An 18,103-nucleotide genomic window follows, 5' to 3' on the forward strand; every position below is an offset into this window, starting at 1 on the left:
ATCCACGCTCCGACCAACGGCCAAATTTACATGACGGATCACAAACAGACAGTTTCGACCCCTTCCCCGACGGCAGACGGGCTTGCCGATGCCGCCAAGAAAGCCAGCAAAAAGGGCCCGCCGCCCGTGCATTTGTGGGATCCGCCCTTCTGTGGCGATCTCGATATGGAGATCCGCCGGGACGGGACATGGTTCTATCTTGGCACGCCCATCGGGCGCGAGGCGCTGGTGCGACTGTTTTCATCGATTCTGAAACTCGAGGACGGGAAATACTACCTCGTCACCCCGGTCGAGAAGGTCGGTATCCGGGTCGAGGACGCTCCTTTCATCGCCGTCGATTTCACAACAGAGGGCGAAGGCGACGATCAGTCGATTCGATTCACGACCAATGTGGGCGACGTGGTTCTGGCCGATGCGGAGCACGCGATCCGGGTGGAACATAGCGAGGATGGCGAGCCCCGCCCTTACCTGCATGTGCGCCGCGGGCTGGAGGCTTTGATCGATCGCAAGAGCTTCTACCGGCTCGTCGATCTGGCCGTGACGCGCGAGCATGAGGGCGAGGATTGGACTGGCGTTATCTCCGCGGGCAGCTTCTTCCCGATCCTGCGCGCCGCGGAGCTGTAACGTGCCGAAATTCGCCGCGAACCTGACCTTCCTCTTCACCGAACTGCCCTTCATGGAACGGTTCAAAGCGGCGAAACAGGCCGGCTTCGATGCGGTTGAGGTTCTGTCTCCCTACGACGCCTCCGCGCAGGAGATGCGCCACGAGCTGATCCGTCACGACCTGAGCTTCGCGCTGATGAACGTGCCGCCGCCGAATTATACGGGCGGCGATCGGGGCTTCGCCGCCGTGCCGGGGCTGGAAGACCGCTTCCGTCGCGATTTCGACCGCGCGATGCGCTTCGCCGACATCCTGAAGCCGCGAGTCATCCATATCATGGCGGGCAAGGCCGAGGGCGCGGAGGCCCGTGCGACCTATATCGAGAACCTGAAATGGGCGGCGGCGCGCGCACCGAAACGGCGTCTGACGATCGAACCGATCAACCCGATCGACATGCCGGGCTATTTCCTGAACGATTTCGATCATGCCGCGGATATCCTCGATGCGGTCGCCGCCCCGAACCTGCATCTGCAATTCGACGCCTATCACGCGCAGATGCTGACCGGCGATGTGGCGGGAGCTTGGGCGAAGCATGGTCACCGTGCGGCGCATGTGCAATTTGCCGATGCCCCGGGGCGCGGCGGCCCCGGTTCGGGAATGATCGATCTGGAAGGCTTCTTCGCGACGCTCGATGCCGACGGCTACGAGGGTTATGCGTCAGCGGAATACACCCCGCAGACGGAGACGCGCGAAACGCTGGGCTGGCTCCCGCGCTAGCTCAATGCGCCGGGTGGCCGGCGTGGGCATGATCTGAATGATCGTGATCTTCGTGGTCGTCATGGTCCGCGTGATCGGCACAACCAAGGCTCGCGCTTTCCGGCTCCAGCGTCGCGTGGTGGATCCCGAACTGATGCGCCAGCATATCCTTGGCCCGCGCGATGACCGTTGCGTAATCCCGCCCCTCGTCCAGCACCAGATGCGCCTCGACGGAGACACGCTTCTCGTCGATCTGCCACAGATGGACGTGGTGGACGCTCGAAACGCCCTCGACATCGCCCAGCGCGCCCTGCACTTCCGTACAATCCTTCTCGGGCGGCGCGCCCAGCATCAGGATGCGCAGCACCGGTTTCAGATCGGTCGCGACATGCCACAGGATGAAGACCGAGATGCCAATGGTCAGAATCGGGTCGACCAGCCGCCAATCGTAGAGCAGGATCACGATACCGCCCACGATCACCGCGACCGAGGCCCCGGCATCGGCGAGGTTGTGCAGGAAGGCCGCACGGATGTTCAGGCTGTGCTTGGAAAGCGCATAGGTCAGCGCGGCCGTCGCCAGATCGATGATCAGCGCCAGCGTCGCCAGCCAGACCACGATCCAGCCATCGACCTGCGGCGGATGGATCATCCGCCCCACGGCCTCGACGACCAGCCAGACCGAAATCAGGATCAGCGCGATGTAATTGACGAAGGCCGCGATGACCTCGGCGCGCGACCAGCCGAAGCTCATCGCCGCATCCGCCCCGCGCTTGGCCAGTTTGCGCGCCCCGAAGGCCAGCACCAGCGCCGCCGCGTCGGAGAAGTTGTGCACCCCGTCCGCGATCAGCGCCATCGAGCCCGCGATCGCCCCGCCGAAGACCTGCGCAAATGTAAGCACGACATTGACGACCACCGCCCAGAGCACACGGTTGTCACTGGCATCGTCTAGATTGTGGTGGTGGTGATGATCGTGGGGCATGGGCGCTCTTCTCGGTTCTCGGCGCCTGAGGCGCGGTTGGGACGCTCCGCGGGGGATATTTGGACCAAGCCGAAGACCAAGCGTGCAATTCGGCTTGGCGCAAATATCCCCGCCGGAGGCTTGCGCAGTCTCAACATTGCCGGGCGGCAGGGTCAATGCGGGACGGTGTCTCTGCGCGGATGAACACACAGGTTTGTGCGTTGCCTCCTCACGTCCAATCACCAAAATGCGAGCGACTGACTTTCCGGCCCAAGGAGGAGACCCGATGATCCCCGCCCGCTACGCGCATTTCATTTTCAGCCTGATCCTGTCGGGGATCATGTCGTTTCTGGTCTCGGGCATCGCGACCTACCGCGCGACGGGGATGGTCGAAGACTTCACGGCGCTGTGGGTGGCAAGCTGGGTGTCCAGCTGGATGCTCTCCTACCCGTCGGTGTTGATCGTCGCGCCGTTTGCACGGCGCGTGACCAATCTGCTGGTGCGTCAGCCCGCGGCTCAGTGAGCGGCAGCCCAGCTATCGCCCTGCCCCGCATCGACGACGAGCGGCACGGTGAGTTTCATCACAGGCTCCGCCGCGCCTTCCATCGTGGCCCGGGCGGTCTTGATCAGATCGTCGATCACGGCCTCCTCAACCTCGAAGATCAGTTCGTCATGCACCTGTAGGAGCATCCGCGCGGGAAGCCCCTCGATCGCCTCGGGCATCCGCACCATCGCGCGGCGGATGATATCGGCGGCCGCCCCTTGGATCGGCGCGTTGATCGCGGCGCGCTTGGCGAAGCCCGCCGACGGTCCCTTCGCGCCGATATCGGGCGTGTGGATTTTGCGCCCGAACAGGGTCTGGACGAATTTGTGCTCTTTGGCGAAGGCCACGGTGTCGTCCATGTATTTGCGGATACCGGGGAAACGCTCGAAATAGCGGTCGATGAAGCCCTGCGCCTCGGCCCGCGGGATGCGCAGGTTGCGCGCCAGACCAAAGCCCGAAATCCCGTAGATCACCCCGAAATTGATCGCCTTCGCCTGACGGCGGATTTCGGGCGTCATCTGATCCAGCGGCACGTCGAACATCTCGGACGCGGTGGCTGAGTGAATGTCCAGGCCGTCCTTGAAGGCTTCGCGCATCTCGGGAAGGTCCGCGACATGGGCGAGGATGCGCAACTCGATCTGGCTATAGTCGAGCGAGACGATCTTGCAGCCGTCGCGCGCGACGAACGCCTCGCGGATGCGGCGGCCTTCCTCGGAGCGCACGGGGATGTTCTGCAGGTTCGGATCGGTCGAGGCCAGACGCCCCGTGTTCGCGCCGGCGATGGAATAGGAGGTGTGAACGCGGCCAGTCTCCGGGTTCACATGGGTTTGCAGCGCATCCGTATAGGTCGATTTCAGTTTCGAAATTTGCCGCCAGTCGAGCACCCGTGCCGCCAGCTTCGCAGCCTGCGGGTTGGTGTCCTCCATCGTGGTCACGTCTTCGAGCACGTCCGCCCCGGTGCCATAGGCGCCGGTCTTGCCCTTCTTGCCGCCCTCGACGCCCATCGTGTCGAACAGGATCTCGCCCAGCTGTTTCGGCGAGCCGACATTGAAGGGCTGGCCCGCGATCTCGGCGATTTCGTCCTCTAGCTGCGCCATCTTTTGCGCGAAGGCGTTCGACATGCGCGACAGCACCGAGGCGTCGACCTTCACGCCGGCCATTTCCATATCGGCGAGCACCGGGACCATCGGGCGCTCCAGCGTCTCGTAGACGGTGGTGACCTGTTCGCGATGGAGCCGCGGCTTGAACTGCTGCCAGAGGCGCAGCGTGATATCGGCATCCTCGGCGGCGTAGCGCGTGGCCTTGTCGATCTCGACCTTGTCGAAGGTGATCTGGCTCTTGCCGGAGCCGATCAGTTCCTTGATCGGGATCGGCTGGTGGTTGAGGTAGCGATCCGAAAGCGCATCCATCCCGTGGCCGTGGAGCCCCGAGAACATCGCGTAGGACATCAGCATCGTGTCGTCGATGGGCGCGACGCGGATGCCGTGGCGGGCGAAGATCTTGAAGTCATACTTCATGTTCTGCCCGATCTTGAGGATCGCAGGATCCTCGAGCACGGGCTTGAGCAGCGCGAGAGCCTCTTTGAGGTCCATCTGCCCCTCGGCGCGCTCGGCTCCGCCGAAGAGATCGCCTTCGCCTTTGCTATGCCCGAGCGGCAGATACGCCGCTTTCCCCGCCTCAATGGCGAGCGATACGCCGACCAGTTCGGCCTGCATTTCGTTGAGCGAGGTCGTCTCGGTATCGACCGCAACCCAGCCCTTGGCGCGGGCCTCATCGAGCCATTGCGTCAGCGTCTCGGCATCGCGGATGCAGATATAGCTGTCGGGATCGAAGGGCGGTTGCTCGACCTCGGGAGCCGTATCGGTATGGCTTGCGGGCACTTCCGAGACCTCGGGCGCGGCCGGCGGCTCGGCACCGAATTTCTCGGCCACACGGCGCGTCAGCGTGCGGAATTCCATCTCGTTGAGGAAGCCCATCAGCGTGTCCACATCAGGCTCGCGGATTTCCAGATCGTCGAGCGTGAACTCGATGGGCGTCTGATCGTCGAGCGTCACCAGCTGTTTCGAGAGGCGAATCTGGTCGGCCTTCTCGATCAGCGTCTCGCGGCGCTTGGGTTGCTTGATCTCGGAGGCGCGCTCCAGCAGCGTGTCCAGATCGCCATATTCGTTGATGAGAAGCGCTGCGGTCTTCACGCCGATCCCGGGCGCACCGGGGATGTTGTCGACTGAGTCGCCCGCCAGCGCCTGCACGTCGATCACGCGCTCGGGGCCGACGCCGAACTTGGCCTCGACCTCCTCGACGCCGATGGCGCGGTTTTTCATCGCGTCGAACATCTCGACGCCGCCGCCGACGAGCTGCATCAGGTCCTTGTCCGAGGAAATGATCGTCACACGCCCGCCCGCTTCGCGGCCCTGCCGCGCCAGCGTCGCGATGATGTCGTCGGCCTCGTAGCCGGCCAGTTCCTCGCAGGCGATGTTGAACGCCTTGGTCGCGTCGCGGGTCAGCGGAATCTGCGGGCGCAGCTCCTCGGGCATCTCGTCGCGATTTGCCTTGTATTGATCGTAGAGGTCGTTGCGGAAGGTATGGCTGCCCTTGTCAAAGATCACCGCCGCATGGGTCGGCGCGTCCGAGCCCTTGGCGTCTTCGATGTACTTCCAAAGCATGTTGCAAAAGCCCGCGACCGCCCCGATCGGCAGCCCGTCGGACTTGCGCGTGAGCGGCGGCAGCGCGTGATAAGCGCGGAAAATGAAGGCCGAACCGTCGATAAGATGCAGGTGACAGCCTTTGCCGAATGCCATTGCGAGAGCCCTCCTTCGCGCGTTGGCCCCGGTTGTGCCACAGGGGGGTGCGGAGGGGAAGAGGATCGGGGAGGCTGGAAGCGGAGGGCCGCGCCCGACCTTCCAAGGGATCAAAGCGCGCACCCGAGGCTCGGGCGCGCCCCTCATAGCGAAGCGCCCTCTTGCCAGAACCCCTGAAATCCCCCATCTCAAGCGGCAACCGCAAAGGATCGAACCGATGGATTATTCCAAAATGGGTGGCGCAAGGCCGCCGAAGAACACGCCCAAACATGCCGAGCATAACGCCTATGGCAGTGACAAGACGCCTTACGGGAAGAAAGACCCGAAGGCTGCGCTGCTCGAACGGATGAAGGCGGCGGCGAAGAAGGATAAGTGAGGCGCGGCAGGCTGGCGCCTAAAATTGATCTTCCAGCGCCGCGGCCCCGGCCATCATCTGCGCCGAGACCTTGCTGAACAACTCGGCCCAGTCGGCGGCCAGCTCGGGCGTCCAGTGATCGCCCAGCTTGGCCGCGAGGCCTGCGATCACCGCCTCTGACAGCCACGTGTAATAGTCCGGCTCGGCGCCGAACAGCACATGCATCTGGCCGAGGCCGGGCAGTTCCAGCTCCTGCTCTTCGGGTGGATCGAGCGTGGAGAGGATCACCTCCATCATCGCGGCATATTTCAGCTGCTGCCCGCCTTCGCTGTTGGGCAACACCTGATCAAGCTCGGGATGGGCCGCGAAGAGCCGCGCGAAGGCGTCGCGAAACAGCGACGGATCCTCGAAATCGAGACGCGCCGCGCTGGCCTTCACCCGCGCCGCACGCTCGGCTGGCAAAAGTGGTTCAGTGATCGTCATGCGCGTGATCGCGGTCGATCACATATTTCTTGTCGCAATAGCCGCATTCGACGAAACCGGTGTCACGCGGAATCGACAGCCAGACGCGCGGATGACCCAACGCCCCCTCGCCGCCATCGCAGGCGACCTTCCAGGTGGTGACGACCTCGGTCTCGGGTGCCTCGGGGGCATTAGGCGAATGGGTGGCAGTCATGGATGCTCCGTCTATATAAGGCACGAAAACCGCGCCCTGAATTTGGGCTTCATTCTAGCAATCGCGAAAGGCGGGGCAAGTTGGAACAGCAGGCAATCGAAGTTACCGGGCTGCGCAAGACCTATGCAGGCGGCAAGAAGCAGGAACCGAAGGAAGCGTTGAAGGGGCTCGACCTGTCGATCCCCGAAGGCTCGATCTTCGGGCTGCTGGGGCCGAACGGGGCGGGCAAGTCGACGCTGATCAATATTCTTGCGGGTCTGGTGAAGAAAACCGACGGGCGCGTCGTGATCTGGGGTTTCGATCAGGACGTGAACCCGCGCCAGTCGCGCGCCGCGATCGGGGTGATGCCGCAGGAATTGAACATGGACCCGTTCTTCACGCCGCGCGCGGCGCTGGAGATGCAGGCAGGCCTCTACGGCGTCCCGAAATCCGAGCGCTGGACCGATGAGATTCTCGAACTGGTCGGCCTTTCGGACAAGGCCGAGGCCTATGCGCGCAACCTCTCGGGCGGGATGAAGCGGCGGCTTCTGCTGGCCAAGGCGCTGGTACATCGCCCGCAGATCCTCGTGCTGGACGAACCCACCGCAGGCGTCGATATCGAGCTGCGCGCGATGCTGTGGCGCAATGTGCGCAAGCTCAACGAGCAGGGCATGACGATCATCCTGACGACGCACTACCTCGAGGAAGCCGAGGAAATGTGCGACGAGATCGCCATCATCAACAATGGCGAACTGATCGTGCGCGACACCACGCCGAACCTGCTCAAGCGGATGGACCGCAAGGCGCTGGTGGTCGAGCCGCGCAATGAGGTTAGCCAAGAGATTCGCCTGCCCGAAGGGGTTACCATGGAGACCCGCCCGGGCGGGCAGATGGCGTTTTCCTACTCGCGCGAGCAGACCTCGGCGGAGGACATCCTCGATGCGCTGCGCGCAGCCGACATCGAGATTCGCGACATCGCGAGTGAACAGCCGGGGCTGGAGGAAGTCTTCGTCTCGCTTACCTCGAACCGTTAAAGCCCGTGGCTGCGGTCGTAGGCGTTGGGCGCAGGCGGCGCCCAACCCTCGGGCGCTGATTTCGGGAGGAAGATTTCGACGCCCAGCGGGTAGCAGGCGGCCGTGTCCGAGCTGTGCTCAGACGAGCAATCCCCGCCCGGACAGGCCGAGAGCACGCCCAGCAGATCTGTCTCCGCGAAGAATTCGAGATAGTCGCCGGGCCGCACCGGGCTCGCCTTCATGAAATATTGCCCGGTGTCGCGGGTGAAACCGGTGCACATGAAGACGTTGAGCACGTCATGCACCAGCGCCTCCGCCTCGCGCAGCGGCAGATCGCGGGCCTCGGCCAGCGCGCGGGTCAGGTTCGAATGGCAGCAATGGTGATACTGCCCGCCATCGGACAGCAGGCAATGCGTGTAGGGATCGCAGCGCGTGCCGATCACGTCATGGACCGCGCCGCCGAAGGCGTCGATGCCATACCAGTCGAGCGTATCCTCGGTGATCGTCGCGAGCGGACGCATCGTCGGAAAGCCCGACCACATCCGGTCGCCGCGGCTCAGATGCGTGCCATATAGCGCGCGCGTCTTGCCCGAATAGAACCGCTCGGACAGGTCCGCAGAGAACAGGTTCAGATCGCCCACCTGCGGCCCCTCGACCGAAGTGATGCGGAAGAAATGGCCGGCGGGCACGTCGAAAGCCAGCGCCTCGCGCGGGGGCACGCGCAGATCGGCGATCTTCTCCCAGCCCTCACGCGCGGCGCGATAGGCGGACAGATCCGGCGCGGGCAGCGCGTCGGTCGGGTAACAGATCACCGGCGCGATATCGCGGCGGGCTTCGGCGTCTTCGGGTGCGGCGTGCTCGGGGGTCGGATGCATGGGGCTCCCTCCTTGTCGCGGCCACTCTGCCCTGCCCCGACCAAGAGCGAAAGGCGCAAAGAAAAACCCCGACCGAAGCCGGGGCAGTCACGACAGAACTATTCGGGAGGTCACCGCTCAAGCCGCGGTGTAATACTCGTACATCAGCTCGACCGCTTCGAGACCGTCGGTATTTTCGGTCTTCGCAGTCGGGATGAATACGGGCGTGGACTTCTCAGGGGTGTAGTAAGCCAGATGCTCTTCGGCCACCTGGATCGGTTGCGCCCCTTTGGGGAATTTGACGATGTCGACCATGGAACTCTCTCCAGTCACGTTTCGAGTTCCTCCCTGCCACCCGATTTAGGGATTTTTCCGCGGATTCAAACCCAAAATGCTGCATGTGCGATATGCATTTGCCGCAACGCAGCAAAAAGGGCGGCTCGTGCCGCCCCTTCCACAAATCGTTGAGGGTGAACCATAGGATCACCCCAAAATATGCATTGGATCAGACGACCCGGTTGACCTGCATCCGCTTGATCTCGGCGATCGCTTTCGCCGGGTTCAGACCTTTCGGGCAGGTCTTGGTGCAGTTCATGATCGTGTGGCAACGATAGAGCTTGAAGGGGTCTTCGAGCTGATCGAGACGCTCAGCCGTCGCTTCGTCGCGGCTATCGATGATCCAGCGATAGGCGTGCAGCAGCGCTGCCGGGCCGAGATACTTGTCGCCGTTCCACCAGTAGCTCGGGCACGAAGTCGAGCAGGAGGCGCACATGACGCACTCATACAGACCGTCGAGCTTCTTGCGGTCCTCGATCGACTGACGCCATTCCTTCTCGGGACGGTTCGTCTTGGTCTCGAGCCACGGCATGATCGACGCGTGCTGGGCGTAGAACATGGTCAGGTCGGGGATCAGGTCTTTCACCACCGGCATGTGCGGCAGCGGGTAGATCTTCACGTCGCCCTTAACCTCGTCGAGGCCGTAGATACAGGCCAGCGTGTTGATCCCGTCGATGTTCATCGCGCAGGAGCCACAGATGCCTTCGCGGCAGGAGCGGCGGAAGGTCAGCGTCGGGTCGATCTCGTTCTTGATCTTCAAGAGCGCATCGAGAACCATCGGCCCGCACTTATCCATGTCGATGAAATAAGTGTCGAGACGCGGGTTCTCCCCAGTATCCGGGTCCCAGCGATAGATCTGGAACTTGCGGATATTCTTGCCATCCGGCTTCGGCCAGGTCTTGCCGACGCGGATCTTGGAATTCTTCGGAAGCGTGAACTGAACCATGGTTGGTCCCCTTTCCGTCAGTACGAATAGAGCGGCCGCGTGGGCATTCGGCCGGATTTTCTGAAAACGCAGGAGTCGTAGGCCGCAGAAGGATCGCCCTGCACATAGGCCCCGACATTGAGCTCGACCTTCATGTTCGAGCGGAAGCCGTCATTGGTCACCCCCATGCCCGCCTCGCCCGAGATGGGCGGTTTGGGCGCGAACTGGGCGTAGCACTGGCGCTCTGCCTGCTCGACCGGAATAGGGCCGCAGGCGGCAAGGCCAAGCCCTGCCGCGAGAAGCCCATATGCCGGTGCGTGACGCATCAGTAGACCCGCTTCTTCGGCGCGATCTTCTTGATCTCGATTCCGCCCTGATCCTCGGGGGTCAGCGGGTCCATGTGGACCGGGCGGAAGGTCAGATCGACATTCGCGCCTTCCACATGCATGATCGAGTGCTTGCGCCATTCGGTGTCGTCGCGATCGGGATAGTCCTCGTGGGCGTGCGCCCCGCGACTTTCCTTGCGCGCCTCGGCCCCGACGATGGTCGCCAGCGCGTTCGGCATCAGGTTCTCGAGTTCCAGCGTTTCCATCAGGTCCGAGTTCCAGATCAGCGAGCGGTCGGTGACCTTGAGATCGTCGAGCTTGGCGGCGACCGCCTTCATCTTCTCGACACCCTCGGCCAGCGTCTTGTCGGTGCGGAACACCGCCGCATCCGCCTGCATCGTGCGCTGCATCTCGAGGCGCAGCTCGGCAGTCGGCGTGCCGCCATCGGCGTAGCGCACCTTGTCGAAGCGCTCGAAGATCGCATCGATCTTGGCTTTGGGGATGACCGGGTTGGACGCATCCGCGTCGACGACCTTGCCAGCGCGGATCGCAGCGGCGCGGCCGAAGACCACGAGGTCGATCAGCGAGTTGGAGCCCAGACGGTTGGCACCATGCACAGACGCCGAACCCGCCTCGCCCACGGCCATCAGGCCGGGCACGATAGCATCGGGGTCGCCCTCTTTCGGGTTGATGACTTCGCCGTGGTAGTTCGTCGGAATGCCGCCCATGTTGTAGTGAACGGTCGGCAGAACCGGGATCGGCTCTTTCGTGACGTCGACGCCGGCGAAGATCTTCGCGGATTCCGAAATGCCCGGCAGACGCTCGGCCAGGGCTTCCGGCGGAAGGTGGCTGAGGTTGAGGAAGATGTGGTCCTTGTGCTCGCCCACACCGCGGCCTTCGCGGATCTCCATCGTCATGCAGCGAGACACCACGTCGCGCGACGCCAGATCCTTATAGGTCGGGGCATAGCGTTCCATGAAGCGCTCGCCTTCGGAGTTGGTCAGGTAACCACCCTCGCCGCGCGCGCCTTCGGTGATCAGGCAGCCCGAGCCGTAGATGCCGGTCGGGTGGAACTGCACGAATTCCATGTCCTGCAGTGCGAGACCGGCTCGCGCGACCATGCCGCCACCGTCGCCGGTGCAGGTATGGGCCGAGGTGGCTGAGAAGTAGGCGCGGCCGTAACCGCCGGTCGCCAGAACCACCATCTTCGCGTTGAAGACGTGCATCGTGCCGTCGTCGAGCTTCCAGCAGACGACGCCCTGACACTGCCCGTCATCGGACATGATCAGGTCGATTGCGAAATACTCGATGTAGAACTCGGCGTTGTTCTTCAGCGACTGACCGTAGAGCGTGTGCAGGATCGCGTGACCGGTGCGATCCGCGGCGGCACAGGTGCGCTGCACGGGCGGGCCTTCACCGTATTCGGTGGTGTGGCCGCCGAAGGGACGCTGGTAGATCTTGCCCTCTTCGGTGCGCGAGAACGGCACGCCGTAATGCTCGAGCTCGTAGACGGCCTTGGGGGCGTGACGCGCGAGGTATTCCATCGCGTCGTTATCGCCGAGCCAGTCCGAGCCCTTGATCGTGTCGTACATGTGCCACTGCCAGCTGTCCGGGCCCATGTTGCCCAAGGACGCGGCGATGCCGCCCTGTGCGGCGACCGTGTGCGAGCGGGTCGGGAAGACCTTGGTCACGCAGGCGGTGCGCAGGCCCTGTTCGGCCATGCCGAGCGTGGCGCGCAGACCCGAGCCACCGGCGCCGACCACGACCACGTCGTAATTATGCGTTTCGTATTCGTAAGCAGCCATTATCTCGTCCCGTTCAGTTGCCCAGCAGAAGGCCGATGAAGACCATCTTGCCGAGTGCATAGAGTGCGGTCGCCATGATCACGTAAGCCAGCGAATGCATCGCGATCTTGGTCGCCTTTGCGGCGGTGCCGTGGATGTAGTCCTCGATCCAGATCTCGGTGCCCTTCGCGAAGTGGCGCATGCCGACGATCACGACCAGCGCGGTCAGGATGGCCGGGAAGGGCTGCGAGAAGGTCGTGATCACGGTCTGCTGATCGGCGCCGAGCGTGGTGCCGACGATGTAGAGCCAGGTCGGGATCATGAAGGCGAGAGCCACGGCCGAGGCCGACATCCACCAGTGATGCTCGGGGCCGGTGCCCGAGGCGCCCTTGCCCACGGCGCGCTTGCGGTCGGTGAGGTAACGCATGAGGGCCTCCGTCAGAATTGGATGATGATGAGGGTCAGCACGGTCAGCACGACCGAACCGATGGTGCAGATCCAGCCGAGCATCTCGGCGGATTTGATGTCCATGTATTTACCCGCATCGAAGATGAGGTGCCGGATGCCGGCGAGGTAGTGATACCAAACGCCCAGCAGCGACAGGGTGAAGACGAGATCGCCGAACCACGAGGTCGCGATCGCGTTCACGAAGTTGAAGTAGTCGGGGCTGGTCGCAGCGGCGAGAAGCCACCAGACGAGCAGCAGCACGCCGACGATGATGCCGTTGCCGGTGATCCGCGTCATGATCGACGAGAAAGACGTCATCTGCGGGCGGTAAATTTGAAGGTGCGGGGAAAGCGGACGCTCAACCTGTTTCGCTTCAGCCATGATCGGTCCCTTTTCGCTGGGCTCGGCGCTCTCGTCGGCCTCAATCGGAGGCACGCGCTGGCGCGGAGCTGGCCGGAATTGGCTCTTTTAGTAGCGTAAATTTCTCCCAAGTCACGGGGGGCAAGCTTGAAAACCTGTCATTTACGCATAAAGAGCGGCGAAAAATTCGCTTTGTGATCACATAAATTCTGTGCGTGATCACATGTTAACGCTCGCGGGCGCCCTGCCCCCGCGAGTGAGTCTCTCGGGGCGCGATCAGATCGGCATCAGTGCCCAGTAGTCGAGATCGAGCAGGACCTCGGGCAGGTATTTGTCGTCTTCTCCCTTATAGGCGAACTCGGGCGCACCCTGCTTCACGGCCACCAGACGCAGACGGATCGCCCCCACGCCGGGCGCGCCGGTCTCGGCCTTGTCGAGTACTTCCGACCATGCCTTCACCGTATCGCCCGAGAAGCAGGGATTGGCATGCGCCCCGCCATTGAGCGCCACGATCATCTGGGCATTGGCCAAGCCATTGAACGACAGCGCCCGCGCCATCGAGATCACATGACCGCCATAGATCAGACGCTGGCCGTCCTCGCGGAATGTCGCGTCGAAATGCACCTTGGCGGTGTTCTGCCACAGGCGCGTGGCGATCATGTGCTCGGCTTCCTCGATGGTGACGCCGTCCACATGGTCGATCTTCTCGCCGATCTCGTAATCGCCCCAGCGATGCGGCTCGCCCGCCAGATCGAAATCGTAATCGTCGAAGCTCAGCCCATCGGGAATCACCAGATCCGCAGGCGCCACGACCGATGCCAGATCGGGCAGCACGGTCTCGGGCGCAGGCGCATCCAGATCGCCTTTGCGCACCATCACCCAGCGGACATATTCCAGCACGGTCTCGCCCACCTGATTCAGGCCGCGGGTGCGGACATAGACCACGCCCGACTTGCCGTTGGAGTTCTGCTTGACCCCGATCACCTCGCTCTCCGAGCGCAGCGTGTCGCCCGGATAGACCGGCTTCAGCCAGCGCCCTTCCGCATAGCCAAGATTGGCGACCGCGTTCAGCGACACATCCGGGACCGTCTTGCCGAACACGACGTGGAACGCGATCAGATCGTCGAGGGGCGAGCCATCCAATCCGCAAGCCGCCGCGAATTCGTCCGAGGAATAGAGCGCATGGCGCGCCGGATAGAGCGCGTGATACATCGCGCGCTCCCCTTCCGCCACGGTGCGCGGGACGGCGTGACGGATCACGTCGCCCAGCTTGTAATCCTCGAAGAAACGGCCCGGATTGGTCTTGCCCATCATTGCTCTCCCAACTTCATGTCGGGGTGATACTCACCCTCGATCTCTTTGGTCACGGCCTGGGCACAGCGCATCACGCCATTCGCCTGATCGTAGGCATATTGCGGATCGCCATACAGCACCCAGCCCTTGGACAGCGCGAGGCTAACCTTGTGACAGAAGGCCGAGGTGTCTTCCTCGGTCAGAAGGCGGTAGATCTGCATATCAGGCTCCGAACGGGTTGTGGCCGAACCAGATGTGGATCGAGGCGATCAGGCCGTAGAGGACCAGTGTGCCGACGATCCCGCCGATCTCCTTGCCCATCTTCACCTCGGGCGTGACCTTGGCGGGCTTCGACTTCTTGTTGATCAGGATGACTTCGACCACCGCCCACGCCAGCAGACCGCCGAACAGGATGATCCCCGGCAGGGTCGGATTGACCAGAAGGTGCGCAAACGCCCAGGTCTTCACGCCGGTCAGCTGCGGGTGACGGATCTTGCCGCTGAGCCAGAGCTTCATGCCCGAAACGGCGAACAGGTAGACCGCGAAGATCATCAGCAGGTTGTTGATCCCCTTGAGCGCCGCGTTCGGCGTCCAGAGGTAGAAGACCGGATCGGCGGCGCGCCAGCCGACGAACATCAGAACGAGGCTGATCAGGAGGAGCGCGGCGACCATCGGACGCTCGGCCCCTTTGAGCGCGCGCCGGAAGCCCGGAAATATCCGTTTTGCCAGATGTGCGAGCGACCAGATCAGGACGCCGAGGATGAGTAGTGCCATTGCGATTGCCTCTTAGCTGCCAAGCGCGGCAATCGCCTCCGCCTTGGCGAGGACTTGCCGCGCCGTGACGATATGCAGATTTTCGACGATCTTTCCATCCACGACCGCGACACCCTGCCCCGCTTTCTCGGCTTCCTCGAAGGCAGCGATCTGACGTCGGGCGAGATCGATCTCGGCCTCCGAGGGCGCAAAGGCCGCATTGCAGACCTCGAGTTGCGCCGGGTGGATCAGGGTCTTGCCGTCGAAGCCCATGTCGCGGCCCTGTTCGCATTCGGCCTTAAGACCTTCGTCATCCTTGAAGGCATTATAGACGCCGTCGACGATAATTTTGCCATGCGCTTTCGCGGCCAGCAGGCACAGGCCCAGCCCCGGCAGCATCGGCAGTCGGTCGGCGCGGAAACGACTGCCCAACTCCTTCGCGAGGTCGTTCGTGCCCATCACCATGCCTTCGAGCCGCGGATAGGCAGCGATATCGCCCGCGTTGAGCATCCCCAGCGCGGTCTCCATCATCGCCCAGAGCGGCACGCCCTGAATGAGATCGGCCACCTCGACGAGATCGGCGGGGGTGGAGACTTTCGGGATCAGGATCGCGTCGACCTTGGCGCCGTTACGGATCGCGTCGGCAAAAGCCAGCACATCCTCGCGCCCCCATTCGGTGTCGAGACCGTTGATCCGCACGATCTTCATGCGCGGACCGTAATCGACCTCGGTCAGCGTCTTCGCGAGCAGCGCGCGCGCATTGGCCTTCTCGTCGATCGCCACGGCGTCCTCGAGATCGAAGATGATCGCGTCACAGGCAAGCCCGGTGGCCTTCTCCAGCGCACGCTCTTTCGAGCCGGGAATGTAGAGCACGGAACGGGTCGGGCGGGCCATTTGATTCTCCATCTCGCAATTTTCTTTCGCCAAATCGCACGAATGAGACAGAATCGGCAAGCCCCGATTTGCCGCAACGCAGAAAAATCACAGGGTCCGACGATACGGGGTCGCGACGTAAAGCTTTCTTGACAGCTAGGCCGTCACTCTTTGATGATGACCTCAGAGGGATCAAAATGCTGAACAAAACTTATGTGCTAACGCTCGGCCTGGCCGCAGCGATCGGCTTCGCACAGGCTTCTTACGGAGAGACACGGGACCCGTCTGATCCGTCGCGCGCCTGCGGCAAGCGAGATGAGATCGTGGCCAATCTCGAAGCGAAATATCACGAGAGCCGCCGCATGGTGGCGCTCTCCGCGAACAACTCCGTGCTGGAGATATTCGCAGCCGAGGCAGGCAACTGGACGATCATCGTCACACCGGCAGATGGTGTGAGCTGCCTGATCGCCTCGGGCGAGGCGTTCGAGGAGCTCGACGGGACGCTCAAGGAAAAGGACGCGGCGCTCTAGGCGCCGCCCTCACCCGGTGATCGCTTGCTGGATCAGCTTCAGCGAGATCAGCAGAAGTGCCCAGATCACCACCTTGAAGAAGATCTCCGTGGGCATGCGCTTCACAAGCCAGACACCAAGGAATACCGAGGCCGAGGCAGGGATCGCCAGGATCAGCGCGGTGCCGAGACTGTCCCAGTTCACCTCGCCCAGCGCGATGAACGGACCGAGTTTCGCAAGATTCACATAGGTAAAGAGAACCGTCGCCGTGCCCGCGAAGACCTGTTTCGGCAGGTTCAGCGGGATTGTGTAAGCCTGAAAGGGCGGCGCGCCAGAATGGCTGACGAAGCTGGTGAAGCCCGCGATGGTGCCCCAGAACAGACCCGGTGCGACTTTCGCCTCCTGCCGCGCGCCATGCCGATGCCGGAACAGCGCGTTCAGCGCGAAAAGCGCCCCGATCACCCCGACCATCAGCGTCACCCAGCGTTCTGACACGACCTCGGCTGTGGCCCAGCCAATGCCGATCCCGATCGTCGTGGCCGGGATCATGATCGCGAGCACCCGCTTGTCGAAATGCTTGCGATAGGCCCAGAGACCGAACATGTCCGCGACAATATAGACCGGCAGCAACAGCCCCGCCGCCGCGACCGGGTCCATCACGATCGTCAGGACCGGGACTGAGATCGAGGCCGCCATCGGGATGCCGCCTTTCGACAGTCCCACCATCACCGCCGCGAGCAGTGCCAGCGCCCAGCCGAGCAGGCTCAACTCCATTCGGATGCTCCCTTCCCTGCGGGTCACAGAATCGCTCTGCCCCGTCTTGCCCCCTTGCTGACACGGCGCGTGACGAAACGGAACCGCACGTCAGTGTGCGGAACCAGTTTCGGCATACGAGTGCATACAAACAGTGTCGCCGCAGCGCAGCGCCCTTGCCCTTTGCGAGCCAAAGGGCTACTCCACCTGCGATCTATTTTCCAATCCATCCACCCGGAGGACCAAATGGCCAGACCCAAGATCGCCCTTATCGGCGCCGGCCAGATCGGCGGTACGCTCGCCCATCTCGCCGCCATCAAGGAACTCGGTGACGTCGTTCTGTTCGATATCGCCGAAGGTACGCCGCAGGGCAAAGCGCTCGACATCGCGGAATCGGGCCCGTCCGAGGGCTTCGACGGCTCCTTCAAGGGGACCAACGATTACGCCGGTATCGCGGGCGCGGATGTCTGCATCGTGACGGCTGGCGTTCCGCGCAAGCCGGGCATGAGCCGCGACGATCTGCTGGGCATCAACCTCAAGGTCATGAAATCGGTCGGCGAAGGCATCGCAGCCCACGCACCGGACGCGTTCGTGATCTGCATCACCAACCCGCTCGACGCGATGGTCTGGGCGCTGCAGCAATTCTCCGGCCTGCCGGCCGAGAAAGTCGTCGGCATGGCTGGCGTTCTGGACTCGGCTCGTTTCCGTCACTTCCTGTCGCTGGAATTCGGCGTCTCGATGCGCGACGTGAACGCGTTCGTGCTCGGCGGCCACGGCGACACCATGGTGCCGCTCGCACGCTACTCCACCGTTGGCGGCATCCCGCTGCCCGACCTCGTGCAGATGGGCTGGACCACGCAGGAGAAGCTCGACGCGATCATCCAGCGCACCCGTGACGGTGGCGCAGAGATCGTGGGCCTGCTGAAGACCGGTTCGGCCTTCTACGCCCCGGCCACTTCGGCAATCGAGATGGCGGAAGCCTACCTGAAAGACCAAAAGCGCGTTCTGCCCTGTGCGGCTTACGTCAAAGGCGCGCTCGGCCTCGACGGTCTCTATGTCGGCGTGCCGACCGTGATCGGCGCGAAAGGCATCGAGAAGGTCATCGACATCAAGCTCAACAAGGACGAGCAGGCGATGTTCGACAAGTCGGTCGACGCGGTCAAAGGCCTCGTCGCCGCCTGCAAAGGCATCGACAGCACGCTCGCTTGAT

The 18,103-nt window shown here is 63.1% G+C and carries 23 protein-coding genes; 7 read left to right on the forward strand and 16 right to left on the reverse strand.

The genetic code is table 11. The features are described 5' to 3' along the window. The first annotated feature begins 30 nt into the window (after window positions 1-30). Together BMI89_RS01075 and BMI89_RS01080 are read left to right on the forward strand one after the other, a co-directional pair. Window positions 31-624, forward strand: coding sequence for a DUF1285 domain-containing protein (locus BMI89_RS01075; protein ID WP_078569491.1), 594 nt, complete (start codon window positions 31-33; stop codon window positions 622-624). Between the two features lies 1 nt (window position 625). After that, complete coding sequence (locus BMI89_RS01080; protein WP_078569492.1) at window positions 626-1,378, forward strand: TIM barrel protein; 753 nt, start codon at window positions 626-628, stop codon at window positions 1,376-1,378. A gap of 1 nt (window position 1,379) precedes the next feature. On the opposite strand, the gene BMI89_RS01085 is transcribed toward BMI89_RS01080, so the two are convergent. Then, window positions 1,380-2,336, reverse strand: a complete 957-nt coding sequence (locus tag BMI89_RS01085; protein ID WP_078569493.1) for a cation diffusion facilitator family transporter — start codon at window positions 2,334-2,336, stop codon at window positions 1,380-1,382. Window positions 2,337-2,601: 265 nt separating this feature from the next. Between BMI89_RS01085 and BMI89_RS01090 the strand changes: the two genes are divergently transcribed. Continuing rightward, window positions 2,602-2,838, forward strand: a complete 237-nt coding sequence (locus tag BMI89_RS01090; protein ID WP_078519707.1) for a DUF2798 domain-containing protein — start codon at window positions 2,602-2,604, stop codon at window positions 2,836-2,838. Here BMI89_RS01090 and polA read toward each other — a convergent pair. Then, window positions 2,832-5,657: a DNA polymerase I gene (polA, locus tag BMI89_RS01095; protein WP_078569494.1), complete on the reverse strand. Its 2,826-nt coding sequence runs from the start codon at window positions 5,655-5,657 to the stop codon at window positions 2,832-2,834. The two genes, BMI89_RS01090 and polA, sit on opposite strands and share 7 nt — an antisense overlap. 217 nt (window positions 5,658-5,874) lie before the next feature. Here polA and BMI89_RS20780 point away from each other — a divergent pair, with 217 nt between their 5' ends. Continuing rightward, window positions 5,875-6,033: a hypothetical protein gene (locus BMI89_RS20780; RefSeq protein WP_165757027.1), complete on the forward strand. Its 159-nt coding sequence runs from the start codon at window positions 5,875-5,877 to the stop codon at window positions 6,031-6,033. A gap of 18 nt (window positions 6,034-6,051) precedes the next feature. Here the strand turns inward: BMI89_RS20780 and BMI89_RS01100 are convergent, their stop codons facing one another. Continuing rightward, complete coding sequence (locus BMI89_RS01100) at window positions 6,052-6,495, reverse strand: globin domain-containing protein (RefSeq protein ID WP_078569495.1); 444 nt, start codon at window positions 6,493-6,495, stop codon at window positions 6,052-6,054. Beyond that, window positions 6,482-6,688, reverse strand: a complete 207-nt coding sequence (locus BMI89_RS01105) for a zinc-finger domain-containing protein (RefSeq protein WP_078519710.1) — start codon at window positions 6,686-6,688, stop codon at window positions 6,482-6,484. Before BMI89_RS01105 ends, BMI89_RS01100 begins: the two co-directional genes overlap by 14 nt. 80 nt (window positions 6,689-6,768) lie before the next feature. Between BMI89_RS01105 and BMI89_RS01110 the strand changes: the two genes are divergently transcribed. Beyond that, entirely contained in the window at window positions 6,769-7,701 is a 933-nt protein-coding gene (locus BMI89_RS01110) for an ABC transporter ATP-binding protein (protein WP_246831946.1), read from the forward strand. Here the strand turns inward: BMI89_RS01110 and BMI89_RS01115 are convergent. The 11 genes from BMI89_RS01115 to BMI89_RS01160 all read right to left on the reverse strand — a co-directional run bounded on the left by BMI89_RS01115 (window position 7,698) and on the right by BMI89_RS01160 (window position 15,664). Next, window positions 7,698-8,555: a DUF1989 domain-containing protein gene (locus BMI89_RS01115; RefSeq protein ID WP_078569497.1), complete on the reverse strand. Its 858-nt coding sequence runs from the start codon at window positions 8,553-8,555 to the stop codon at window positions 7,698-7,700. The genes BMI89_RS01110 and BMI89_RS01115 overlap by 4 nt on opposite strands. Before the next feature lie 117 nt (window positions 8,556-8,672). After that, complete coding sequence (locus BMI89_RS20785; RefSeq protein ID WP_158522076.1) at window positions 8,673-8,849, reverse strand: hypothetical protein; 177 nt, start codon at window positions 8,847-8,849, stop codon at window positions 8,673-8,675. Between the two features lie 190 nt (window positions 8,850-9,039). Then, window positions 9,040-9,816: a succinate dehydrogenase iron-sulfur subunit gene (locus BMI89_RS01120; protein WP_078539771.1), complete on the reverse strand. Its 777-nt coding sequence runs from the start codon at window positions 9,814-9,816 to the stop codon at window positions 9,040-9,042. A gap of 17 nt (window positions 9,817-9,833) precedes the next feature. Beyond that, window positions 9,834-10,121 carry a hypothetical protein gene (locus BMI89_RS01125; RefSeq protein WP_078569498.1) on the reverse strand — a complete coding sequence of 96 codons (288 nt, stop codon included), beginning with the start codon at window positions 10,119-10,121 and terminating at the stop codon, window positions 9,834-9,836. Further along, complete coding sequence (sdhA, locus tag BMI89_RS01130) at window positions 10,121-11,926, reverse strand: succinate dehydrogenase flavoprotein subunit (protein WP_078539773.1); 1,806 nt, start codon at window positions 11,924-11,926, stop codon at window positions 10,121-10,123. The genes BMI89_RS01125 and sdhA overlap by 1 nt, the downstream gene beginning before the upstream one ends. A gap of 13 nt (window positions 11,927-11,939) precedes the next feature. Then, window positions 11,940-12,332, reverse strand: coding sequence for a succinate dehydrogenase, hydrophobic membrane anchor protein (locus tag BMI89_RS01135; RefSeq protein ID WP_078539774.1), 393 nt, complete (start codon window positions 12,330-12,332; stop codon window positions 11,940-11,942). 11 nt (window positions 12,333-12,343) lie between these two features. Next, the gene (gene sdhC, locus BMI89_RS01140; protein WP_075776227.1) at window positions 12,344-12,733 is read right to left on the reverse strand and encodes a succinate dehydrogenase, cytochrome b556 subunit; all 390 of its coding nucleotides are present in this window, start codon (window positions 12,731-12,733) and stop codon (window positions 12,344-12,346) included. 255 nt (window positions 12,734-12,988) lie between these two features. Beyond that, a complete protein-coding gene (locus tag BMI89_RS01145) occupies window positions 12,989-14,023 on the reverse strand; it encodes a MaoC family dehydratase (RefSeq protein WP_078569499.1) in 1,035 nt (344 codons plus the stop codon). Then, complete coding sequence (locus tag BMI89_RS01150; RefSeq protein WP_078546137.1) at window positions 14,023-14,226, reverse strand: DUF1737 domain-containing protein; 204 nt, start codon at window positions 14,224-14,226, stop codon at window positions 14,023-14,025. The genes BMI89_RS01145 and BMI89_RS01150 overlap by 1 nt, the downstream gene beginning before the upstream one ends. A gap of 1 nt (window position 14,227) precedes the next feature. After that, window positions 14,228-14,779, reverse strand: a complete 552-nt coding sequence (locus tag BMI89_RS01155) for an NnrU family protein (RefSeq protein ID WP_078546135.1) — start codon at window positions 14,777-14,779, stop codon at window positions 14,228-14,230. Between the two features lie 12 nt (window positions 14,780-14,791). Beyond that, window positions 14,792-15,664 carry a CoA ester lyase gene (locus BMI89_RS01160; RefSeq protein WP_093476867.1) on the reverse strand — a complete coding sequence of 291 codons (873 nt, stop codon included), beginning with the start codon at window positions 15,662-15,664 and terminating at the stop codon, window positions 14,792-14,794. A gap of 164 nt (window positions 15,665-15,828) precedes the next feature. On the opposite strand from BMI89_RS01160, the gene BMI89_RS01165 reads away from it, so the two are divergent. Next, entirely contained in the window at window positions 15,829-16,161 is a 333-nt protein-coding gene (locus BMI89_RS01165) for a hypothetical protein (protein WP_216644087.1), read from the forward strand. A gap of 9 nt (window positions 16,162-16,170) precedes the next feature. On the opposite strand, the gene BMI89_RS01170 is transcribed toward BMI89_RS01165, so the two are convergent. After that, a complete protein-coding gene (locus BMI89_RS01170; RefSeq protein WP_078569500.1) occupies window positions 16,171-16,914 on the reverse strand; it encodes a sulfite exporter TauE/SafE family protein in 744 nt (247 codons plus the stop codon). Window positions 16,915-17,139: 225 nt separating this feature from the next. On the opposite strand from BMI89_RS01170, the gene mdh reads away from it, so the two are divergent. Beyond that, a complete protein-coding gene (mdh, locus tag BMI89_RS01175) occupies window positions 17,140-18,102 on the forward strand; it encodes a malate dehydrogenase (protein ID WP_078539780.1) in 963 nt (320 codons plus the stop codon). Window position 18,103 lies beyond the last annotated feature (1 nt).

This window comes from Thioclava sp. F36-7 (genome assembly GCF_002020075.1).
In the GTDB taxonomy this organism is placed as follows: Bacteria; Pseudomonadota; Alphaproteobacteria; order Rhodobacterales; family Rhodobacteraceae; genus Thioclava; species Thioclava sediminum.

Coding starts and splice junctions, on each gene's coding strand:
- BMI89_RS01075 (WP_078569491.1), top strand. CDS start 31: ATGACGGATCACAAACAGACAGTTTCGACCCCTTCCCCGACGGCAGAC.
- BMI89_RS01085 (WP_078569493.1), bottom strand. CDS start 2,336: ATGCCCCACGATCATCACCACCACCACAATCTAGACGATGCCAGTGAC.
- BMI89_RS01090 (WP_078519707.1), top strand. CDS start 2,602: ATGATCCCCGCCCGCTACGCGCATTTCATTTTCAGCCTGATCCTGTCG.
- polA (WP_078569494.1), bottom strand. CDS start 5,657: ATGGCATTCGGCAAAGGCTGTCACCTGCATCTTATCGACGGTTCGGCC.
- BMI89_RS20780 (WP_165757027.1), top strand. CDS start 5,875: ATGGATTATTCCAAAATGGGTGGCGCAAGGCCGCCGAAGAACACGCCC.
- BMI89_RS01100 (WP_078569495.1), bottom strand. CDS start 6,495: ATGACGATCACTGAACCACTTTTGCCAGCCGAGCGTGCGGCGCGGGTG.
- BMI89_RS01105 (WP_078519710.1), bottom strand. CDS start 6,688: ATGACTGCCACCCATTCGCCTAATGCCCCCGAGGCACCCGAGACCGAG.
- BMI89_RS01115 (WP_078569497.1), bottom strand. CDS start 8,555: ATGCATCCGACCCCCGAGCACGCCGCACCCGAAGACGCCGAAGCCCGC.
- BMI89_RS20785 (WP_158522076.1), bottom strand. CDS start 8,849: ATGGTCGACATCGTCAAATTCCCCAAAGGGGCGCAACCGATCCAGGTG.
- BMI89_RS01120 (WP_078539771.1), bottom strand. CDS start 9,816: ATGGTTCAGTTCACGCTTCCGAAGAATTCCAAGATCCGCGTCGGCAAG.
- BMI89_RS01125 (WP_078569498.1), bottom strand. CDS start 10,121: ATGCGTCACGCACCGGCATATGGGCTTCTCGCGGCAGGGCTTGGCCTT.
- sdhA (WP_078539773.1), bottom strand. CDS start 11,926: ATGGCTGCTTACGAATACGAAACGCATAATTACGACGTGGTCGTGGTC.
- BMI89_RS01135 (WP_078539774.1), bottom strand. CDS start 12,332: ATGCGTTACCTCACCGACCGCAAGCGCGCCGTGGGCAAGGGCGCCTCG.
- sdhC (WP_075776227.1), bottom strand. CDS start 12,733: ATGGCTGAAGCGAAACAGGTTGAGCGTCCGCTTTCCCCGCACCTTCAA.
- BMI89_RS01145 (WP_078569499.1), bottom strand. CDS start 14,023: ATGGGCAAGACCAATCCGGGCCGTTTCTTCGAGGATTACAAGCTGGGC.
- BMI89_RS01150 (WP_078546137.1), bottom strand. CDS start 14,226: ATGCAGATCTACCGCCTTCTGACCGAGGAAGACACCTCGGCCTTCTGT.
- BMI89_RS01155 (WP_078546135.1), bottom strand. CDS start 14,779: ATGGCACTACTCATCCTCGGCGTCCTGATCTGGTCGCTCGCACATCTG.
- BMI89_RS01160 (WP_093476867.1), bottom strand. CDS start 15,664: ATGGAGAATCAAATGGCCCGCCCGACCCGTTCCGTGCTCTACATTCCC.
- BMI89_RS01165 (WP_216644087.1), top strand. CDS start 15,829: ATGCTGAACAAAACTTATGTGCTAACGCTCGGCCTGGCCGCAGCGATC.
- BMI89_RS01170 (WP_078569500.1), bottom strand. CDS start 16,914: ATGGAGTTGAGCCTGCTCGGCTGGGCGCTGGCACTGCTCGCGGCGGTG.
- mdh (WP_078539780.1), top strand. CDS start 17,140: ATGGCCAGACCCAAGATCGCCCTTATCGGCGCCGGCCAGATCGGCGGT.